11 protein-coding genes are annotated in these 14246 nt (G+C 57.9%); 1 reads left to right on the plus strand and 10 read right to left on the minus strand.

Features of this window, described 5'->3' with window-relative positions; genetic code table 11:
- Positions 1-201 precede the first annotated feature (201 nt).
- Positions 202-1389 (plus strand): acyltransferase family protein, encoded by a 1188-nt coding sequence (locus tag ACFOFO_RS08160; protein WP_390323871.1) that lies wholly within the window; start codon positions 202-204, stop codon positions 1387-1389.
- Positions 1390-1995: 606 nt separating this feature from the next.
- On the opposite strand, the gene ACFOFO_RS08165 is transcribed toward ACFOFO_RS08160, so the two are convergent.
- From ACFOFO_RS08165 to thrS, 10 genes are all read right to left on the minus strand, one after another.
- The gene (locus ACFOFO_RS08165; protein ID WP_390323867.1) at positions 1996-3666 is read right to left on the minus strand and encodes a peptide chain release factor 3; all 1671 of its coding nucleotides are present in this window, start codon (positions 3664-3666) and stop codon (positions 1996-1998) included.
- A gap of 348 nt (positions 3667-4014) precedes the next feature.
- A complete protein-coding gene (locus ACFOFO_RS08170) occupies positions 4015-5778 on the minus strand; it encodes an ABC transporter substrate-binding protein (protein WP_390323865.1) in 1764 nt (587 codons plus the stop codon).
- A 510-nt stretch (positions 5779-6288) separates the two neighbouring features.
- The gene (locus tag ACFOFO_RS08175) at positions 6289-6672 is read right to left on the minus strand and encodes a MerR family transcriptional regulator (protein WP_390323863.1); all 384 of its coding nucleotides are present in this window, start codon (positions 6670-6672) and stop codon (positions 6289-6291) included.
- A gap of 8 nt (positions 6673-6680) precedes the next feature.
- Positions 6681-7094: an integration host factor subunit alpha gene (locus ACFOFO_RS08180; protein ID WP_390323861.1), complete on the minus strand. Its 414-nt coding sequence runs from the start codon at positions 7092-7094 to the stop codon at positions 6681-6683.
- Positions 7095-7198: 104 nt separating this feature from the next.
- Entirely contained in the window at positions 7199-9628 is a 2430-nt protein-coding gene (gene pheT, locus ACFOFO_RS08185) for a phenylalanine--tRNA ligase subunit beta (RefSeq protein WP_390323860.1), read from the minus strand.
- A gap of 141 nt (positions 9629-9769) precedes the next feature.
- Complete coding sequence (gene pheS / locus ACFOFO_RS08190; protein WP_390331325.1) at positions 9770-10786, minus strand: phenylalanine--tRNA ligase subunit alpha; 1017 nt, start codon at positions 10784-10786, stop codon at positions 9770-9772.
- Positions 10787-10950: 164 nt separating this feature from the next.
- A complete protein-coding gene (gene rplT, locus ACFOFO_RS08195) occupies positions 10951-11310 on the minus strand; it encodes a 50S ribosomal protein L20 (RefSeq protein ID WP_390323859.1) in 360 nt (119 codons plus the stop codon).
- A gap of 27 nt (positions 11311-11337) precedes the next feature.
- Positions 11338-11535, minus strand: coding sequence for a 50S ribosomal protein L35 (gene rpmI / locus ACFOFO_RS08200; RefSeq protein ID WP_390323857.1), 198 nt, complete (start codon positions 11533-11535; stop codon positions 11338-11340).
- 153 nt (positions 11536-11688) lie between these two features.
- A complete protein-coding gene (infC, locus tag ACFOFO_RS08205; protein ID WP_390328020.1) occupies positions 11689-12210 on the minus strand; it encodes a translation initiation factor IF-3 in 522 nt (173 codons plus the stop codon).
- A 59-nt stretch (positions 12211-12269) separates the two neighbouring features.
- Entirely contained in the window at positions 12270-14177 is a 1908-nt protein-coding gene (gene thrS / locus ACFOFO_RS08210) for a threonine--tRNA ligase (protein WP_390331327.1), read from the minus strand.
- Positions 14178-14246 lie beyond the last annotated feature (69 nt).

Here is a 14246-nt window from a genome sequence, read left to right on the forward strand (position 1 = left end):
TGTAGCGCATATTCGGCAACTTTCGACTGGCTGGTCAAAAGGCGCGAATGCTACCGCATCTGGCCCTTCAACCGAATAATCAAAGTTGCACTTCGTGTCTGAATCCGCGGGATAATTAGCGCATTTTTTGCACGGCATCATCGCCAACGCTGTACAGGCCGCGCCAGAGCAGCATACCGAACAACAAGAAAGGACCTGGTCTTGCCCGTTTCAGTCCCCATCACGCCTGCGCCGAAGCGCTCCACCATCGCCTTTATCCAGATGCTGCGCGGCATTGCCGCGGTATTGGTGGTGCTGTATCACTACCGGCATGACGTGACCAATCCGTTTGCCGCCTACGGTTTCCATTCGCTGTTTGTGAACGCGCCGGTCGGGGTCGATATCTTCTTCGTGGTCAGCGGCTTCATCATGTGGGTCACTACCAGCAAGTTGACGGGCGGGCTGGCCGATGCGGCATCTTTCGTAAGCAAGCGTTTTGCCAGAATTTGGCCGATGTACGCGCTGTTTTCGCTGGCGTTCGTGTTCGCGGTGCCGCATGAGGCAGGTTATCTCGCCAATCCGGCAACCTACGACAATCTGCTCAGCAGCCTGCTATTTCAGCCGCTGGCGACCAATAACGGCCCCTGGCTCGGCTTTGCCAGCCTGTTCGTCGGCTGGTCGCTCAATTACGAAGCCTGGTTTTACCTGGCGCTGGGCGCATCCTTGTTGTTCAAGCGACTGCGCTGGCCGGCATTTGCCGCGCTCATCGGCTATTTCCTGGTCGTGCTGCCGCTCATGCACGGCAGGCTGTCCTTCGACGGCTACAACGACTATTTCTTCCCCGAGCGTTATTTGAACGTAGTCGCCAATCCGATCATCTGGGATTTCGTGTTTGGCCTGATGATCGGCTGGCTGTATCAGTCGCGCTTTAACCTGCCTGGCCAGCGCAGTGCGCGCGCGCTGCTGGCGCTGGCCGTGACGCTCTTCGTCGCGCAATTTCTGACCGGCTTCCAGGCTGGCCACGGCATCACCCGCTGGGGCCCGTCGGTGATCCTGCTGGTACTGGCGCTGGCGGCTACCGACAAGCTGGCGCCGCTGCGCATCCCGCCGCTGTTTGTGTGGCTGGGCAATATCTCGTATTCACTGTACCTGGTGCACATCATCGCGCGCGACTGGCTCGGCGCAGCATTTCGCGCCATCGGCGAGGAATCATTCACCCATATGCTCAGCTTTGCGACACTGTCCCTGCTGGCGTCGATTGCACTGGCGACGCTCAGTTACCGTTACCTGGAGCAGCCGCTGGCACGCCTGATCAAGCGGGTCGGCGTCTGGATCGATAACAAGCTTAGCGGCGCCGTCGCTGTGAAAACACCGCGCTACCAGCCGGATCTTGTGTATCCGCAGACCTGAAAATTCGGCCGTCATCCTGCCCCACGACATCTCAGGATAAACTGACCTGCGGCCACGGAGGGATCCAGTGGCGTTCTCCGCAATGGCGCGCGACCGTTGACAGAGCCGACACATGGGAAACACCCATGATTGCCCAATCCGATGCTGCTGCCGCCACCGGGCAATCGACGGAAGACACTGGATTCCTGCGTGCGCAGGAATGACAGCTAATCACACATCGGCGGTGCATTGCAAACTCCCGTCGACACTCCTTTACCAGCGGTATGTTTTGTATCCATGAACCAGAAAATAGCACCGTCATCCCTGCGCACGCAGGGATCCAGTGGCGTTCTTTGCAATGGCGCGACCGTTGACAAAGCCGATGCATGGAAAACACCCATGATTGCCCATTCCCATGTTGCTGCTGCCACCGGGCAATCGACATAAGACACTGGATTCCTCCATGGCCGCAGGCCAGTTTATCCTGACCATGTCGAAAAGCAGGGATGACAACTAATCGCAATTCAGCGTGCGTTATGTTGCTTTATTGCCATAAAAAGGCAAAAAAATTGGCGAAGCTGCAATGCAACTTCGCCAATCGATTATTCCAGCCAGCGCTGAAACCGACTACGCCAGCTTCACCGCATGTTCGCGCGTCGCATGGAAGGTCAGCTTCGGCCAGCGCTCCTGCGTCAGCTTCAGATTGACGCCCGACGTTGCCAGGTAAGCCATGTTGCCGGCCGCATCGTAGGCGACGTTGTGGCCGAGCGCCCTTTCAAAATCCGCCAGAACCCGCTTGTCGTCGCCGCTGACCCAGCGTGCGCTGCTGATGCTGGTGCCTTCGAATACCGCGTCGACGCCGTATTCGTTCATCAGGCGACTGGCGACCACTTCAAACTGCAGCACGCCGACCGCACCGAGTACCAGTTCGCCGCCCTGCACCGGCTTGAACACCTGCACCGCGCCCTCTTCGCCCAGCTGCTGCAAGCCCTTGTGTAGCTGCTTGACCTTGAGCGGGTTGCGAATCCGCACCGAGCGGAAAAAGTCCGGCGCGAAGTACGGGATGCCGGTGAACTGCAGCAACTCCCCTTCGGAGAAGCTGTCGCCGATCTGCATGTTGCCGTGATTCGGCAGGCCGATGATGTCGCCGGCATACGCCTCCTCGACTTGTTCACGGCTCGACGCCATGAAGGTCACTACGTTCGATACCTTGATTTCGCGATTCAGGCGCAGATGCTTGATCTTCATGCCGCGCTCGAAGCGGCCGGAGCAGACCCGCAGAAACGCGATACGGTCGCGATGAGCCGGGTCCATATTGGCCTGGATCTTGAACACGAAGCCGGAAAACAGCGCTTCGGTCGGCGCCACCGCGCGCACCGTCGCGTCGCGCTCGCGCGGCGGCTGAGCCCAGTCGAGCAGCGCATTGAGGATCTCGCGCACGCCGAAGTTGTTGATGGCCGAGCCGAAGAATACCGGGGTCTGGGTACCGGCCAAAAACGCCTCCAGATCGAACGGATGCGAGGCGCCATGCACCAGCTCGACTTCCATCTTCAGCTGCTCGATCTCGAGCGGGAACATCTCGGCCAGGCGCGGGTTGTCGATGCCCTTGATCACTTCAAAAGCCTGGTCGGCCTTCTCGCTGCCGGCGGCAAACAGCATGATCTCGTCGCGCAGCAGGTGGTACACGCCGCGGAAAGTCTTGCCCATGCCGATCGGCCAGGTCACCGGCGCGCACCGGATGTCGAGCACCGATTCCAGCTCGTCCAGCAGTTCCAGCGGATCGCGGGTCTCGCGGTCCATCTTGTTCATGAAGGTGATGATCGGCGTGTTGCGCATGCGGCAGACGTTGAGCAGCTTGATCGTTTGCGCTTCCACACCCTTGGCAGCGTCGATCACCATCAATGCCGAGTCGACCGCGGTCAGCACGCGGTAGGTGTCTTCCGAGAAATCCTGGTGACCCGGCGTGTCGAGCAGGTTGACCACGTGGTCGCGGTATTCGAACTGCATCACCGAGCTGGCGACGGAAATTCCGCGCTGCTTCTCGATCTCCATCCAGTCCGAGGTCGCGTGACGGCCGCTCTTGCGCGCCTTGACAGTGCCGGCCAACTGAATCGCGCCCGAGAACAGCAGCAGCTTTTCGGTCAGCGTGGTCTTGCCGGCGTCGGGGTGGGAAATGATGCCGAAGGTACGGCGGCGCTGCACTTCGCGTGCGATTTGCGCGGCCGGCGCATTGCGCGTTGGGGTCGCCTCGGGCGCGGTGCCGGTGTCGATTTCCGGCAGGTCTGAATCGGTGGCCATGTTAGCCCTTGCAAAAAGCCCTCAAGTCTACCGACTCTTGCCGGTTTCGTCTAATGCCTTGATTAAAAAAGAGAATCGATGAATTGCCTTGGCGCGGTTCTGGGTATCGGCAGCTCATTTAAACGCAGATAATGTGAGCCGGGTCCAGCATACTTGCCGGCCTCAGAGTTTTTGCTCAAAGCGAGGTTGACGTTTTGATATATTGTCAATTATCTGCATTACCGCCGCAGGGCAATCGCATCAAAAAGGTAGGATGGGTGTAACCCATCATTACGGACGTGGGTGATGGGTTACACCCATCCTACTGCGCTACGCCCTGATTACAGCCGCCGGCAACCTCGCATTGCGTCATTTTCCCGCCTGGCGCTGCGCCAGATCGATGTCCAAGTAGCGCCAGGTGGTGTTCTCCACCGGATGCCGTTTGTAATTTCGCAACCACGGCTGGCAGACGTCGGCCGACAACGGAATGATGCCGAGCACCCACGGCGTATAGGCCAGGATGGTCTGGGTCATCGCGCTGTACAGACGGCGCCGCTCGGGCGATTCCGGCAATGGGCGCGACTGCAGGTACAGCTTGTCGTAGGCCGCCAGATTGAAGCGTGCGTAGTTGGCGCCACCGACATTGGCGCTGTACAGCAGCTGGAAGTAATTCTCGCCATCGGGAAAATCGGCGACCCAGCCGGTGTCGAACATCTGCACCTTGCCCAGGCGCGAGGCCTTGATGATCTCGGTGTATTTGTCGTTCTTGAACACGATGCGGATGCCGATTGCGTCCAGGCTGCGCCGCCACAATTCGTCACGCAAGCGGCCGGTGGTCGACGCAATGGTGTGCATCACCAAGGTCAGCGGCTTGCCGTCGGGCATCTCGCGATAGCCGTCACCATCGCGGTCGACATAGCCGAAACGCTCGAGCAACTGGCGCGCCAGCGCCGGGTCATAACGGAGGGCGCTACGGAACGCCGGATCATAGCCCAGCACGTCCGGCGGCAACGGCGTAGTCGCCGGCAGCGCCAGCCCTTTTTGCAGGATGCGGATATCCTCGGCGCCGTTGTAACTGAGCGCAATCGCGCGCCGCAGCGCCACTTTCTCCGTGGTATAGCCGCCGAGCACCGGGTCTTCCATGTTCATCCACATGTAATTGGTCTGCAGCAGCGGAAACAGCGTCAGCCTGATGCCGCGTTGCGCCAGTTCGGGCCTGAGCTTGCCATCCTTTAACACCATGTCCGACAGCGGCGCCGGCACCTGATTCAGGTAGTCGAATTCGCGGTTCAGAAAGCCCAGCACCCGCGGCTGCTGTTCTTCGATCACCTTGACCTCGATCCGGCCAATGATCGGCATGCGTTTACCTCGTAAAGCGGCGGCCAGCTTGCGGTCCTCGTCATTGTCTCCCGGCGTGCCGTCGAAGAACATTTCGCGATAGTCGGGATTGGCTTCCAGCAAAATGCGGCTGGCACGCTGCCATTCCTTGATCAAATATGGGCCGGTGCCGACCGGATGCGAGCCGGTGTCGCCGGCATACGCCTCCATCACTTCGCGCGCCACCGCGCCGGTGGCCGGCATGGCCATCTTGAACAGGAAATTGCTATCCCGCTCGGTCAGCTCGATACGCAGCGTGTAACGATCCAGCGCGCGCACGCCCGGCACCCGCGTCTGGGTGTCGAAGCGGCCGTGCTTGCGCATCTGCAGCAGCGACTGATCGCCGGCGATCTTGTTTTCAAACAGAAACATCCATGGCGATTTCAACGCCGGGTCGTAGATGCGCTTGAAGCTGTAGACATAGTCGTCCGCAGTCAATTCGCGCTGCTTGCCCTTGAAGGCCGGATCCGGGGTGAAATAAATCCCGGGCCGGAGGCGGAAGGTATAGACCCGACCGTCGCTGCTAACCTCGGGCATCGCGCTGACGGTGTTGGGCTGCAGCTTCAGCGGCCGCGCCAGATAGTCGTAGTGCAGCAAGGGATCGAAAATGTTTTCGATCAGGCTGCCGGTATTGGCGTCTGACGCGGTGGCCGGGTCGATGCCGGTCTCACCGTTCGGGATCAGCACCCGCAAGGTCTTGGACAGGTCGGCCGCGACCGCCGGACAGGTCGCACCAACCCACGCGAACAGCAGCATGAAGGCAGCTTTTAATATTGGTTGATTACACTTAGCGCCAATTTGCCTGAACATGGGCGAACTTTCTTACCTGCGGTAGATTTCAATGCGGAATGAATGGCCAGAATCGCCCGCATAGGACGGCGCTCGCGCAGACGGTAATGTAACGCACGCCTGCGGCGCCCGGTGTGCGCCGAATAATTTGCCAGGAAGCCGGTGGCGGGCATGCATCTGGTCGGCCATGCGCATGCGACAGGAAACCATCTCCATGCCTTCAGGACGGACTAGGCGCCATCGGTTCCTGGTTTTCGCCTGAAGTAAATACTGGCCCGTGTATTTATAGCAGCGCTTTGTTTTCGTGGCCTTCCGAGCAATTTGGCACGATACTCCCCAAACTCCCACCACCCGGCCCAGCGACGCGCTCGGCAACCTAGTTTAGGACGGGACACGCCCAACAAAAAAGTCGCGAGCAGCGACTTTTTGTTGGACCGCCTGCCCTTCACTCAGGGTTTGGCGCATGACTACGCATGACTACTTTAGCAGTTCAAGGATTTCCAGCAGTTCGTTCCGGATGACGCCGGCGTCCAACCCGGTCGAGGGCATCGCCGTCGCTTGATTGGCATGATCGGCGTCATCGATGCGGCTATCGAGCTTGTTGCGCGCACCGCTGATGGTGAATCCCTGCTCGTACAGCAGTTCGCGTATGCGCCGGATCAGCAGCACTTCATGGTGTTGATAATAACGGCGGTTGCCGCGCCGCTTCACAGGTTTCAGTTGCGTGAATTCCTGCTCCCAGTAACGCAGCACGTGCGGCTTGACGCCGCACAGTTCGCTCACTTCGCCAATGGTGAAGTAGCGTTTGGCGGGAATCGACGGCAAAGCGCCGGCGTCTGGCTTAGGCACGCGGTCGTTCATGCGTCGGCTTAGGCTGCGCGAGCCAGCGGTTTGTTACTGGCATCCTCGACCATCGCCTTCAACTTCTGGCTGGCATGGAAGGTCACGACACGCCGTGCGGTGATCGGGATTTCTTCGCCGGTCTTCGGATTGCGACCGGGACGTTGCGGCTTGTCGCGCAACTGGAAATTGCCGAATCCAGACAGTTTGACCGCTTCGCCGCGTTCCAGGGCATTGCGAATTTCATCGAAAAATGTTTCGACCATGTCCTTGGCTTCGCGCTTGTTCAAACCGACTTGCTCGAACAATAATTCCGCCAGTTCGGCCTTGGTCAGGGTCGGCAGGTCCTTTTCGGCCTGCGACCTTGCCTTGGCCTGGAGCATCGCACGGTCCAGATCAGCGCTCAGCATGGACTGCAGTTCAAGCGAATTCACGTCATTCATGGCTCTGCGTCCGTCCTGGCTGATATCCTCTTGTGGCAGCATTGATTCGTTCATAACGCCTTTACATGACTAACTTGTAACTTGTTTGCGGGCTTGCCAACTGCCTAGCTCCGCAACCGCGCGCCGACCTTTGCAGCCGCTGCAGCGACCAGCGCGGCCATTGCAGCGTCCACCGCATCGTCGTGCAGGGTGCTTTGAGTATCTTGCAAGGTAAAGCGGAAAGCAAGACTTTTTTCGTCACTTTCCAGACCCCTGCCACGATATTCATCAAATAAAACAATGGCTTGCATGATGTTACATACAGGATTTATTTCTTTTTCAGCAACGAAAACATCGATCAATTCCTGCCCGGCGACACCCTGTTTGACCACCAGTGCAAGATCGCGCGTGACCGCCTGGAACTTCGAAATGTCATGATGCACTGGCAACTCACGCTGCTGCAAGGCGTCGCTGTCCACTTCGAATACTACAGGTGCCAGCGGCAGGTCGTATTTCTGCTGCCAACGCGGATGCAGCTCGCCGATGAAGCCAATGATCTTGCCGTCGAGTTCTACCTGCGCCGCACGTCCCGGATGCAGGGCCGGATGCGCGCACTTGACGAAACGCAGCGGCTGCGGTGCAAACAGCGCTTCCAGATCGGCCTTGACATCGAAAAAGTCGACATTACGGCTGTCCTGCCCCCATTGCTCATCCACCAGCGGGCCGTAGGCCAGCGCAGCCAGACGCTTCGGCTGGCGATAACCGGCCACCGACAGAGGACCGTCCTGCACCTGCGCATCGTGCATATAAATCGCACCGATTTCAAATACCCGGATCCGGTTGAGCTTGCGATTGAGGTTATAGCGCACGTTCGCGACCAGACTGCCGACCAGCGACGAACGCATCACGCTCATCTGGCTGGCAATCGGGTTGAGCAATTTGACCGGATTCGCATTGCCTGCGAAATCGGCTTCCCAGGCAGCTTCGACAAAGCTGTAATTGACCACTTCCTGATAATCCAGATCGGCAATCTGATGCCGGATCGAAAACAGCGAGCGGTGGTGTTCCGGCGCGATCAGCATCGCATTCGGCGCCACCGGCGCCAGCGCCGGGATGTTTTCAAAGCCGTAAACGCGCGCGATTTCCTCGATCAGATCCTCCTCGATCTCGATATCGAAGCGATACGATGGCGGCGTCACCACAAACACGCCGTGCTGCTGCGTAAAGCCGAGGCCGAGCCGGGTGAAGATATCGGCAATCTGTTCGTCGTTCAAAGCCACGCCGATCACCTTGACTGCACGCGCGGTGCGCAGCGTTACCGGATGGCGTTGCGGCAGGTTGACGATGTGATCGTCGATCGGCCCGACCGCGATGGTATCCTTCTCGCCGCAGATTTCAACGATCAATGCGGTGATACGCTCGAGATGCTCGACCGTCGTGGCATAGTCAACACCACGTTCGAAGCGATGCGCCGCATCGGTCGAAAAATTGTAGCGACGGGCACGGCCCTGAATCGCATTCGGCCACCAGAACGCGGCTTCCAGATAGATGTCCTGGGTGTCGAGCGTTACCGCGGTGCAATCGCCGCCCATGATGCCGGCCAGCGATTCGATCTGGCTATCGGCCGCGATCACGCCGACCCAGTCATCGACCTCGACCGTATTGCCATTCAGCAATTTTATCGATTCGCCGGCCCGGCCCCAGCGCACGTCCAGCCCGCCACGGATTTTGGCGAGGTCGAATACATGGCTCGGGCGCCCTAATTCCAGCATCACATAGTTGGAAATGTCAACCAGCGCCGACACCGGCCGCTGGCCGCTGCGCTCGAGACGACGCTTCATCCAGTCCGGCGTCTGCGCTTTCGCGTTCAGATTGCGAATGATGCGCCCGGAAAATCGGCCACACAGGTCCGGCGCCGAAATTTTCACCGGCAGCTGGTCCTGTATCGTCACCGGCACCGCTTTGTACTGCGGCATCTTCAACGCCGAACCGGTCAGCGCCGACACTTCGCGCGCCACCCCGAGTACCGACAGACAATCCGCCTTGTTGGGGGTCAGCTTGATCGTGAACTTGAGATCGTTCAGCGCGTAATAGTCGCGAAAATTCTGGCCAACCGGCGCATCCTGCGGCAGATCCATCAGACCGCCGTGATCTTCCGACAGCTTCAACTCGCGTGCCGAGCACAGCATGCCTTGCGATTCGACGCCGCGCAGTTGGCCAACCTTAATCTCGAACGGCTTGCCATCGTCACCCGGCGGCAGTACCGCACCGGCCATCGCACACACCACTTTCATGCCGGCGCGTACATTGGGCGCGCCGCACACGATGTTCAGGATCGTGCCGGTGCCGGCATCGACCTGGCACACGTTGAGCCGATCGGCGTTGGGATGCTTCGCGATCTCAAGTACTTTCGCGACGACAACGTTGGAGAACGGCGGCGCGACTGGCTCCACCTCTTCCACTTCGAGACCGGACATGGTCAGCAAATGCGCCAATTCGTCCGAAGTCATCTTCGGATCGACCATGGTGCGGAGCCAGTTTTCGGAGAATTGCATGGTTAAAGCCTTCTGCCACAAAATGCATATCGGACGCGCCGCTCAGAGTTGCGCGCGCGGGTCGGATACGGCGTGTTTCAATTGAGTTGCTTAGCTGAATTTTTAACTAAGTTGCTTAATTAAGTTGCTTAACTAAGTTGCTTAATTAAATTGTTTCAGGAAGCGCAGGTCACCTTCGTAAAACAGGCGCAAGTCGTTGATGCCATAGCGCAGCATCGTCAGGCGCTCGAGTCCGGAGCCGAAAGCAAAACCGATGTATTGTTCCGGATCCAGACCCATATTGCGCACCACCGACGGGTGCACCTGGCCGGAACCGGAGACCTCCAGCCAGCGTCCTTTCAGCGGGCCGCTGCCGAAGGCGATGTCGATTTCTGCAGACGGCTCGGTGAACGGAAAATAGGACGGACGAAAGCGCACTTGCAGATCATCGGTTTCAAAGAAGGCTTTGACGAAATTCAGGTACACGCCCTTCAGATCGGCGAAGCTGATGTCTTCGGCAATCCACAGGCCTTCGACCTGATGGAACATCGGCGAATGGGTCGCATCGCTGTCAACGCGGTAGGTGCGTCCCGGCGCGATGACCTTGATCGGCGGCTGGTGCATGCGTGCATAGCGCACCTGCATCGGGCTGGTATGGGTGCGCAACAACAGCTGCTTGCCGTCGCTGTCTTTGCCGTCGACGTAGAAAGTGTCCTGCATCGAACGCGCCGGATGATTTTCCGGGCTGTTCAATGCGGTGAAATTGGTCCAGTCGGTTTCGATCTCGGGACCATCGGCCACATCAAAACCAATCGAGCGAAAAATCTCCTCGACGCGCTGCCAGGTGCGCATCACCGGATGGATGCCGCCTTTGCCACGGCCACGGCCCGGCAGGCTGACGTCGATCGCTTCGGCGTTCAGGCGCATCTGCAACTGTGCATCCGCCAGCGCATCGCGGCGCGCGTTGAGGGCTGATTCGATCTGTTCCTTGGCAACATTGATGATGGCGCCCTGCGCCTTGCGCTCATCGGGCGCCAGCTTGCCGAGGCCCTTCATCTGCTCGGTGATCTGACCGGTCTTGCCGAGATAACGGGCTTTGGCGTTTTCCAGCGTGGCGGCATCATCCGCAGCAAGGAAATCGGCCTGTGCCTGGCTTACTAGTTGTTCTAATGAATTCATGCGTTTTTGCGCTTTGTCGCTCTGAGAAGAAAAGCCAAAACAGGAAGGTGAATGCAGGAAGCAGTAAATAAAAACGGGGCACAGGTATCGACCTCTGCCCCGCTCTATTTTTTGCCACGCCACCCGAAAGCAGCGCAGTCAATCACTGCAGTCAATCACAAGCGTCAAGCAGCGATAGTGGCTTTCACGCGATTGACAATCGCTGCAAAAGCAGGCTTGTCCATCACTGCCATATCGGCCAGAACCTTGCGGTCCAGTTCGATCGACGCTTTTTTCAGGCCGTTCATGAACACGCTGTAGGTCATGCCATGTTCACGCGACGCTGCATTGATACGCGTGATCCACAGTGCACGGAATACGCGCTTCTTGTTACGACGATCGCGGTAAGCGTATTGACCAGCGCGCATAACCGCTTGCTTGGCAACACGATAGACCTTGCTGCGACGACCACGATAGCCTTTGGCCTGGTCGAGAACTTTTTTATGACGGGCTCGCGCTGTAACCCCACGTTTTACTCTTGGCATAGTAACTCCTTGATATTGAGTGTGAGATTAAGCGTTCGGCATCATGCGCATGACCGACACCACGTCACTTGCGTGAACGTTGGTGATGCCGCGCAGTTGACGTTTGTTTTTGGTGGTCTTCTTGGTCAGAATGTGGCGCTTGAAAGCGTGGCCGCATTTAACCGTTCCACCTGGACGTACACGAAAGCGCTTCTTTGCAGAGCTCTTTGTCTTCATTTTAGGCATAGCAAATCTGTCCTGTGGACAGCTCCATTTTTAGCATGATTGCAGGTGGCAACTTGTCGTTACGCTTGGATGCCTGCTCTCACTTATTAAGCAGTCGAATCGAGTCGACTGCTGTTGCATGACCCATCCATTGCTGGATGGATCGCGCAAATCTTATTTCTTCTTCTTCGGCGCCAGCACCATGATCATCTGGCGGCCTTCCATCTTCGGAAACTGCTCGACCTGTCCAAACGGTTCCAGATCGGCCTTCAAGCGCTCCAGCATCCGAAAACCGATATCCTGGTGCGCCATCTCACGACCGCGAAAACGCAAGGTGATCTTGGTTTTGTCGCCATCTTCCAGAAACTTGACCAGATTGCGCAACTTGATGTTGTAATCGCCATCATCCGTACCTGGCCGGAATTTAACTTCCTTGACCAGGATGATCTTCTGTTTCAGCTTGGCTTCGTGGGCCTTTTTCTGCTCGGAATACTTGAACTTGCCGTAATCCATCAAACGGCATACCGGCGGTTGTGCGGTCGGCGCAATTTCAACCAGGTCCACGTTGGCTTCTTCCGCCAGGCGGAATGCGTCTGCCAGACTCACGATGCCGAGCGGTTCGTTATCAACCCCGCTCAAACGCATTTCGGGAGCGGTAATTTCGCCATTGATGCGATGCGACTTGTCAGTAGCTATTGCAGTTTCCTTTAAAAATCAAATGATTAGGCCGTGCTTCGACGCTCGGGCTTCCCCGTTCAGGCTCTGGTTGCCAGCTCATTGCTGAGCCGCTCAACCAGTGTGTCGATCGACATCACGCCCAGATCGACATTGCCTCGCGCACGCACGGCCACCGTATTCGCATCCCTTTCCTTATCCCCGACAACGAGGATGTAAGGCAATTTTTGAACGGAATGCTCGCGTATTTTATAGGTTATTTTCTCGTTACGCAAATCGGCGTGGACCCTAAACCCTTGTTTCTTCAGGTTTTGTGCAATATTTTGCGCATAGTCGGCCTGCGCATCCGAGATGTTCAGGACCACAATCTGCACCGGCGCCAGCCACAACGGCAGCGCGCCGGCATGATTTTCCAGCAACATGCCGATGAAGCGTTCGAGCGAACCGAGGATCGCGCGGTGCAGCATGACCGGAATCTTGCGGGTGTTGTCTTCTGCTACATATTCCGCCCCGAGGCGCATCGGCATCGAAAAATCAACCTGCATGGTGCCGCACTGCCACATGCGACCGATCGCATCCTTCAGCGTGTATTCGATCTTCGGACCGTAGAAAGCGCCCTCGCCCGGCGAGATTTCAAACTCGCAGCCGGACCGGTTGAGCGACTCGATCAGCGCAATCTCCGCCTTGTCCCAGGCCTCGTCCGAACCGACGCGTTTATCTGGACGCGTGGCTACCTTGTAAATGACTTCGGTGAAACCAAAATCTGCGTACACTTTTTGCAACAATGCGGTATAGGCAACGCATTCATCCAGAACCTGGTCTTCGGTGCAGAAAATATGGCCGTCGTCCTGGGTGAAGCCGCGCACCCGCATGATGCCGTGCAGCGAACCGGACGGCTCGTTGCGATGGCACTGGCCGAACTCGCCATAGCGCAGCGGCAGTTCGCGGTACGAGTGCATATTGGAGCGGAAAATTTGCACGTGGCCGGGGCAATTCATCGGCTTTAGCGCATACGACCGGTTTTCAGATTCGGTCGTGAACATGTTGTCCTTGTAGTTCTCCCAGTGCCCCGATTTTTCCCACAGGCTGCGGTCAAGGATTTGCGGCCCTTTCACTTCCTGGTAACCGTTGTCCTGATAAACCTGACGCATGTACTGCTCGACCTGCTGCCAAACGATCCAGCCTTTCGGATGCCAGAAAATCAGACCCGGCGCTTCCTCCTGCATATGGAACAGGTCGAGTGAACGTCCCAGCTTGCGATGGTCGCGCTTTTCGGCTTCTTCCAGCATGTGCAGGTAAGCTTCCTGGTCTTCTTTCTTGGCCCAGGCAGTGCCGTAGACCCGCTGCAGCATCTCGTTCTTGGAATCGCCGCGCCAGTAGGCGCCGGCCAGCTTCATCAGCTTGAACACCTTGAGCTTGCCGGTCGATGGCACGTGCGGGCCGCGGCACAGATCGGTGAACTTGCCTTCGGTATAGAGCGACACCGCCTGATCCTGCGGGATCGATTCGATGATCTCGGCCTTGTAGGCCTCGCCGATCGACTTGAAATACGCCACCGCCTCGTCGCGCGGCAATTCTTTGCGCGTCACCGGCTCATCCTTCTTGGCCAGATCCGTCATCTTCTTTTCGATCGCGGTCAAATCTTCCGGCGTAAACGGGCGCTTATACGAGAAATCGTAGTAAAACCCATTGTCGATCACCGGCCCGATCGTGACCTGCGCATCGGGAAACAGCTCCTTGACTGCATATGCCAGCAAGTGTGCCGTCGAATGGCGGATCACTTCCAGGCCATCGGCGTCCTTGTCCGTGACGATCGCCAAATCGACATCCCGGTCAATCAAATAGGAGGTATCAACCACCTTGCCATCGACCTTGCCGGCCAGCGCCGCTTTGGCCAAACCGGTGCCGATACTGGCGGCGACTTGCGCTACGGTGACCGGCGCATCGAATTGGCGTTGGGAACCATCGGGAAGTCGGACTGAAACCATGTTGATCTCCATGTTGGCCGAGTGAAAGAGCCGGATTGTGCTGATCGAAAAATAAAAGGTATGGACGAA

It is taken from the genome of Pseudundibacterium arcticum (genome assembly GCF_042646465.1).
In the GTDB taxonomy this organism is placed as follows: Bacteria; Pseudomonadota; Gammaproteobacteria; order Burkholderiales; family Burkholderiaceae_D; genus Undibacterium_A; species Undibacterium_A arcticum.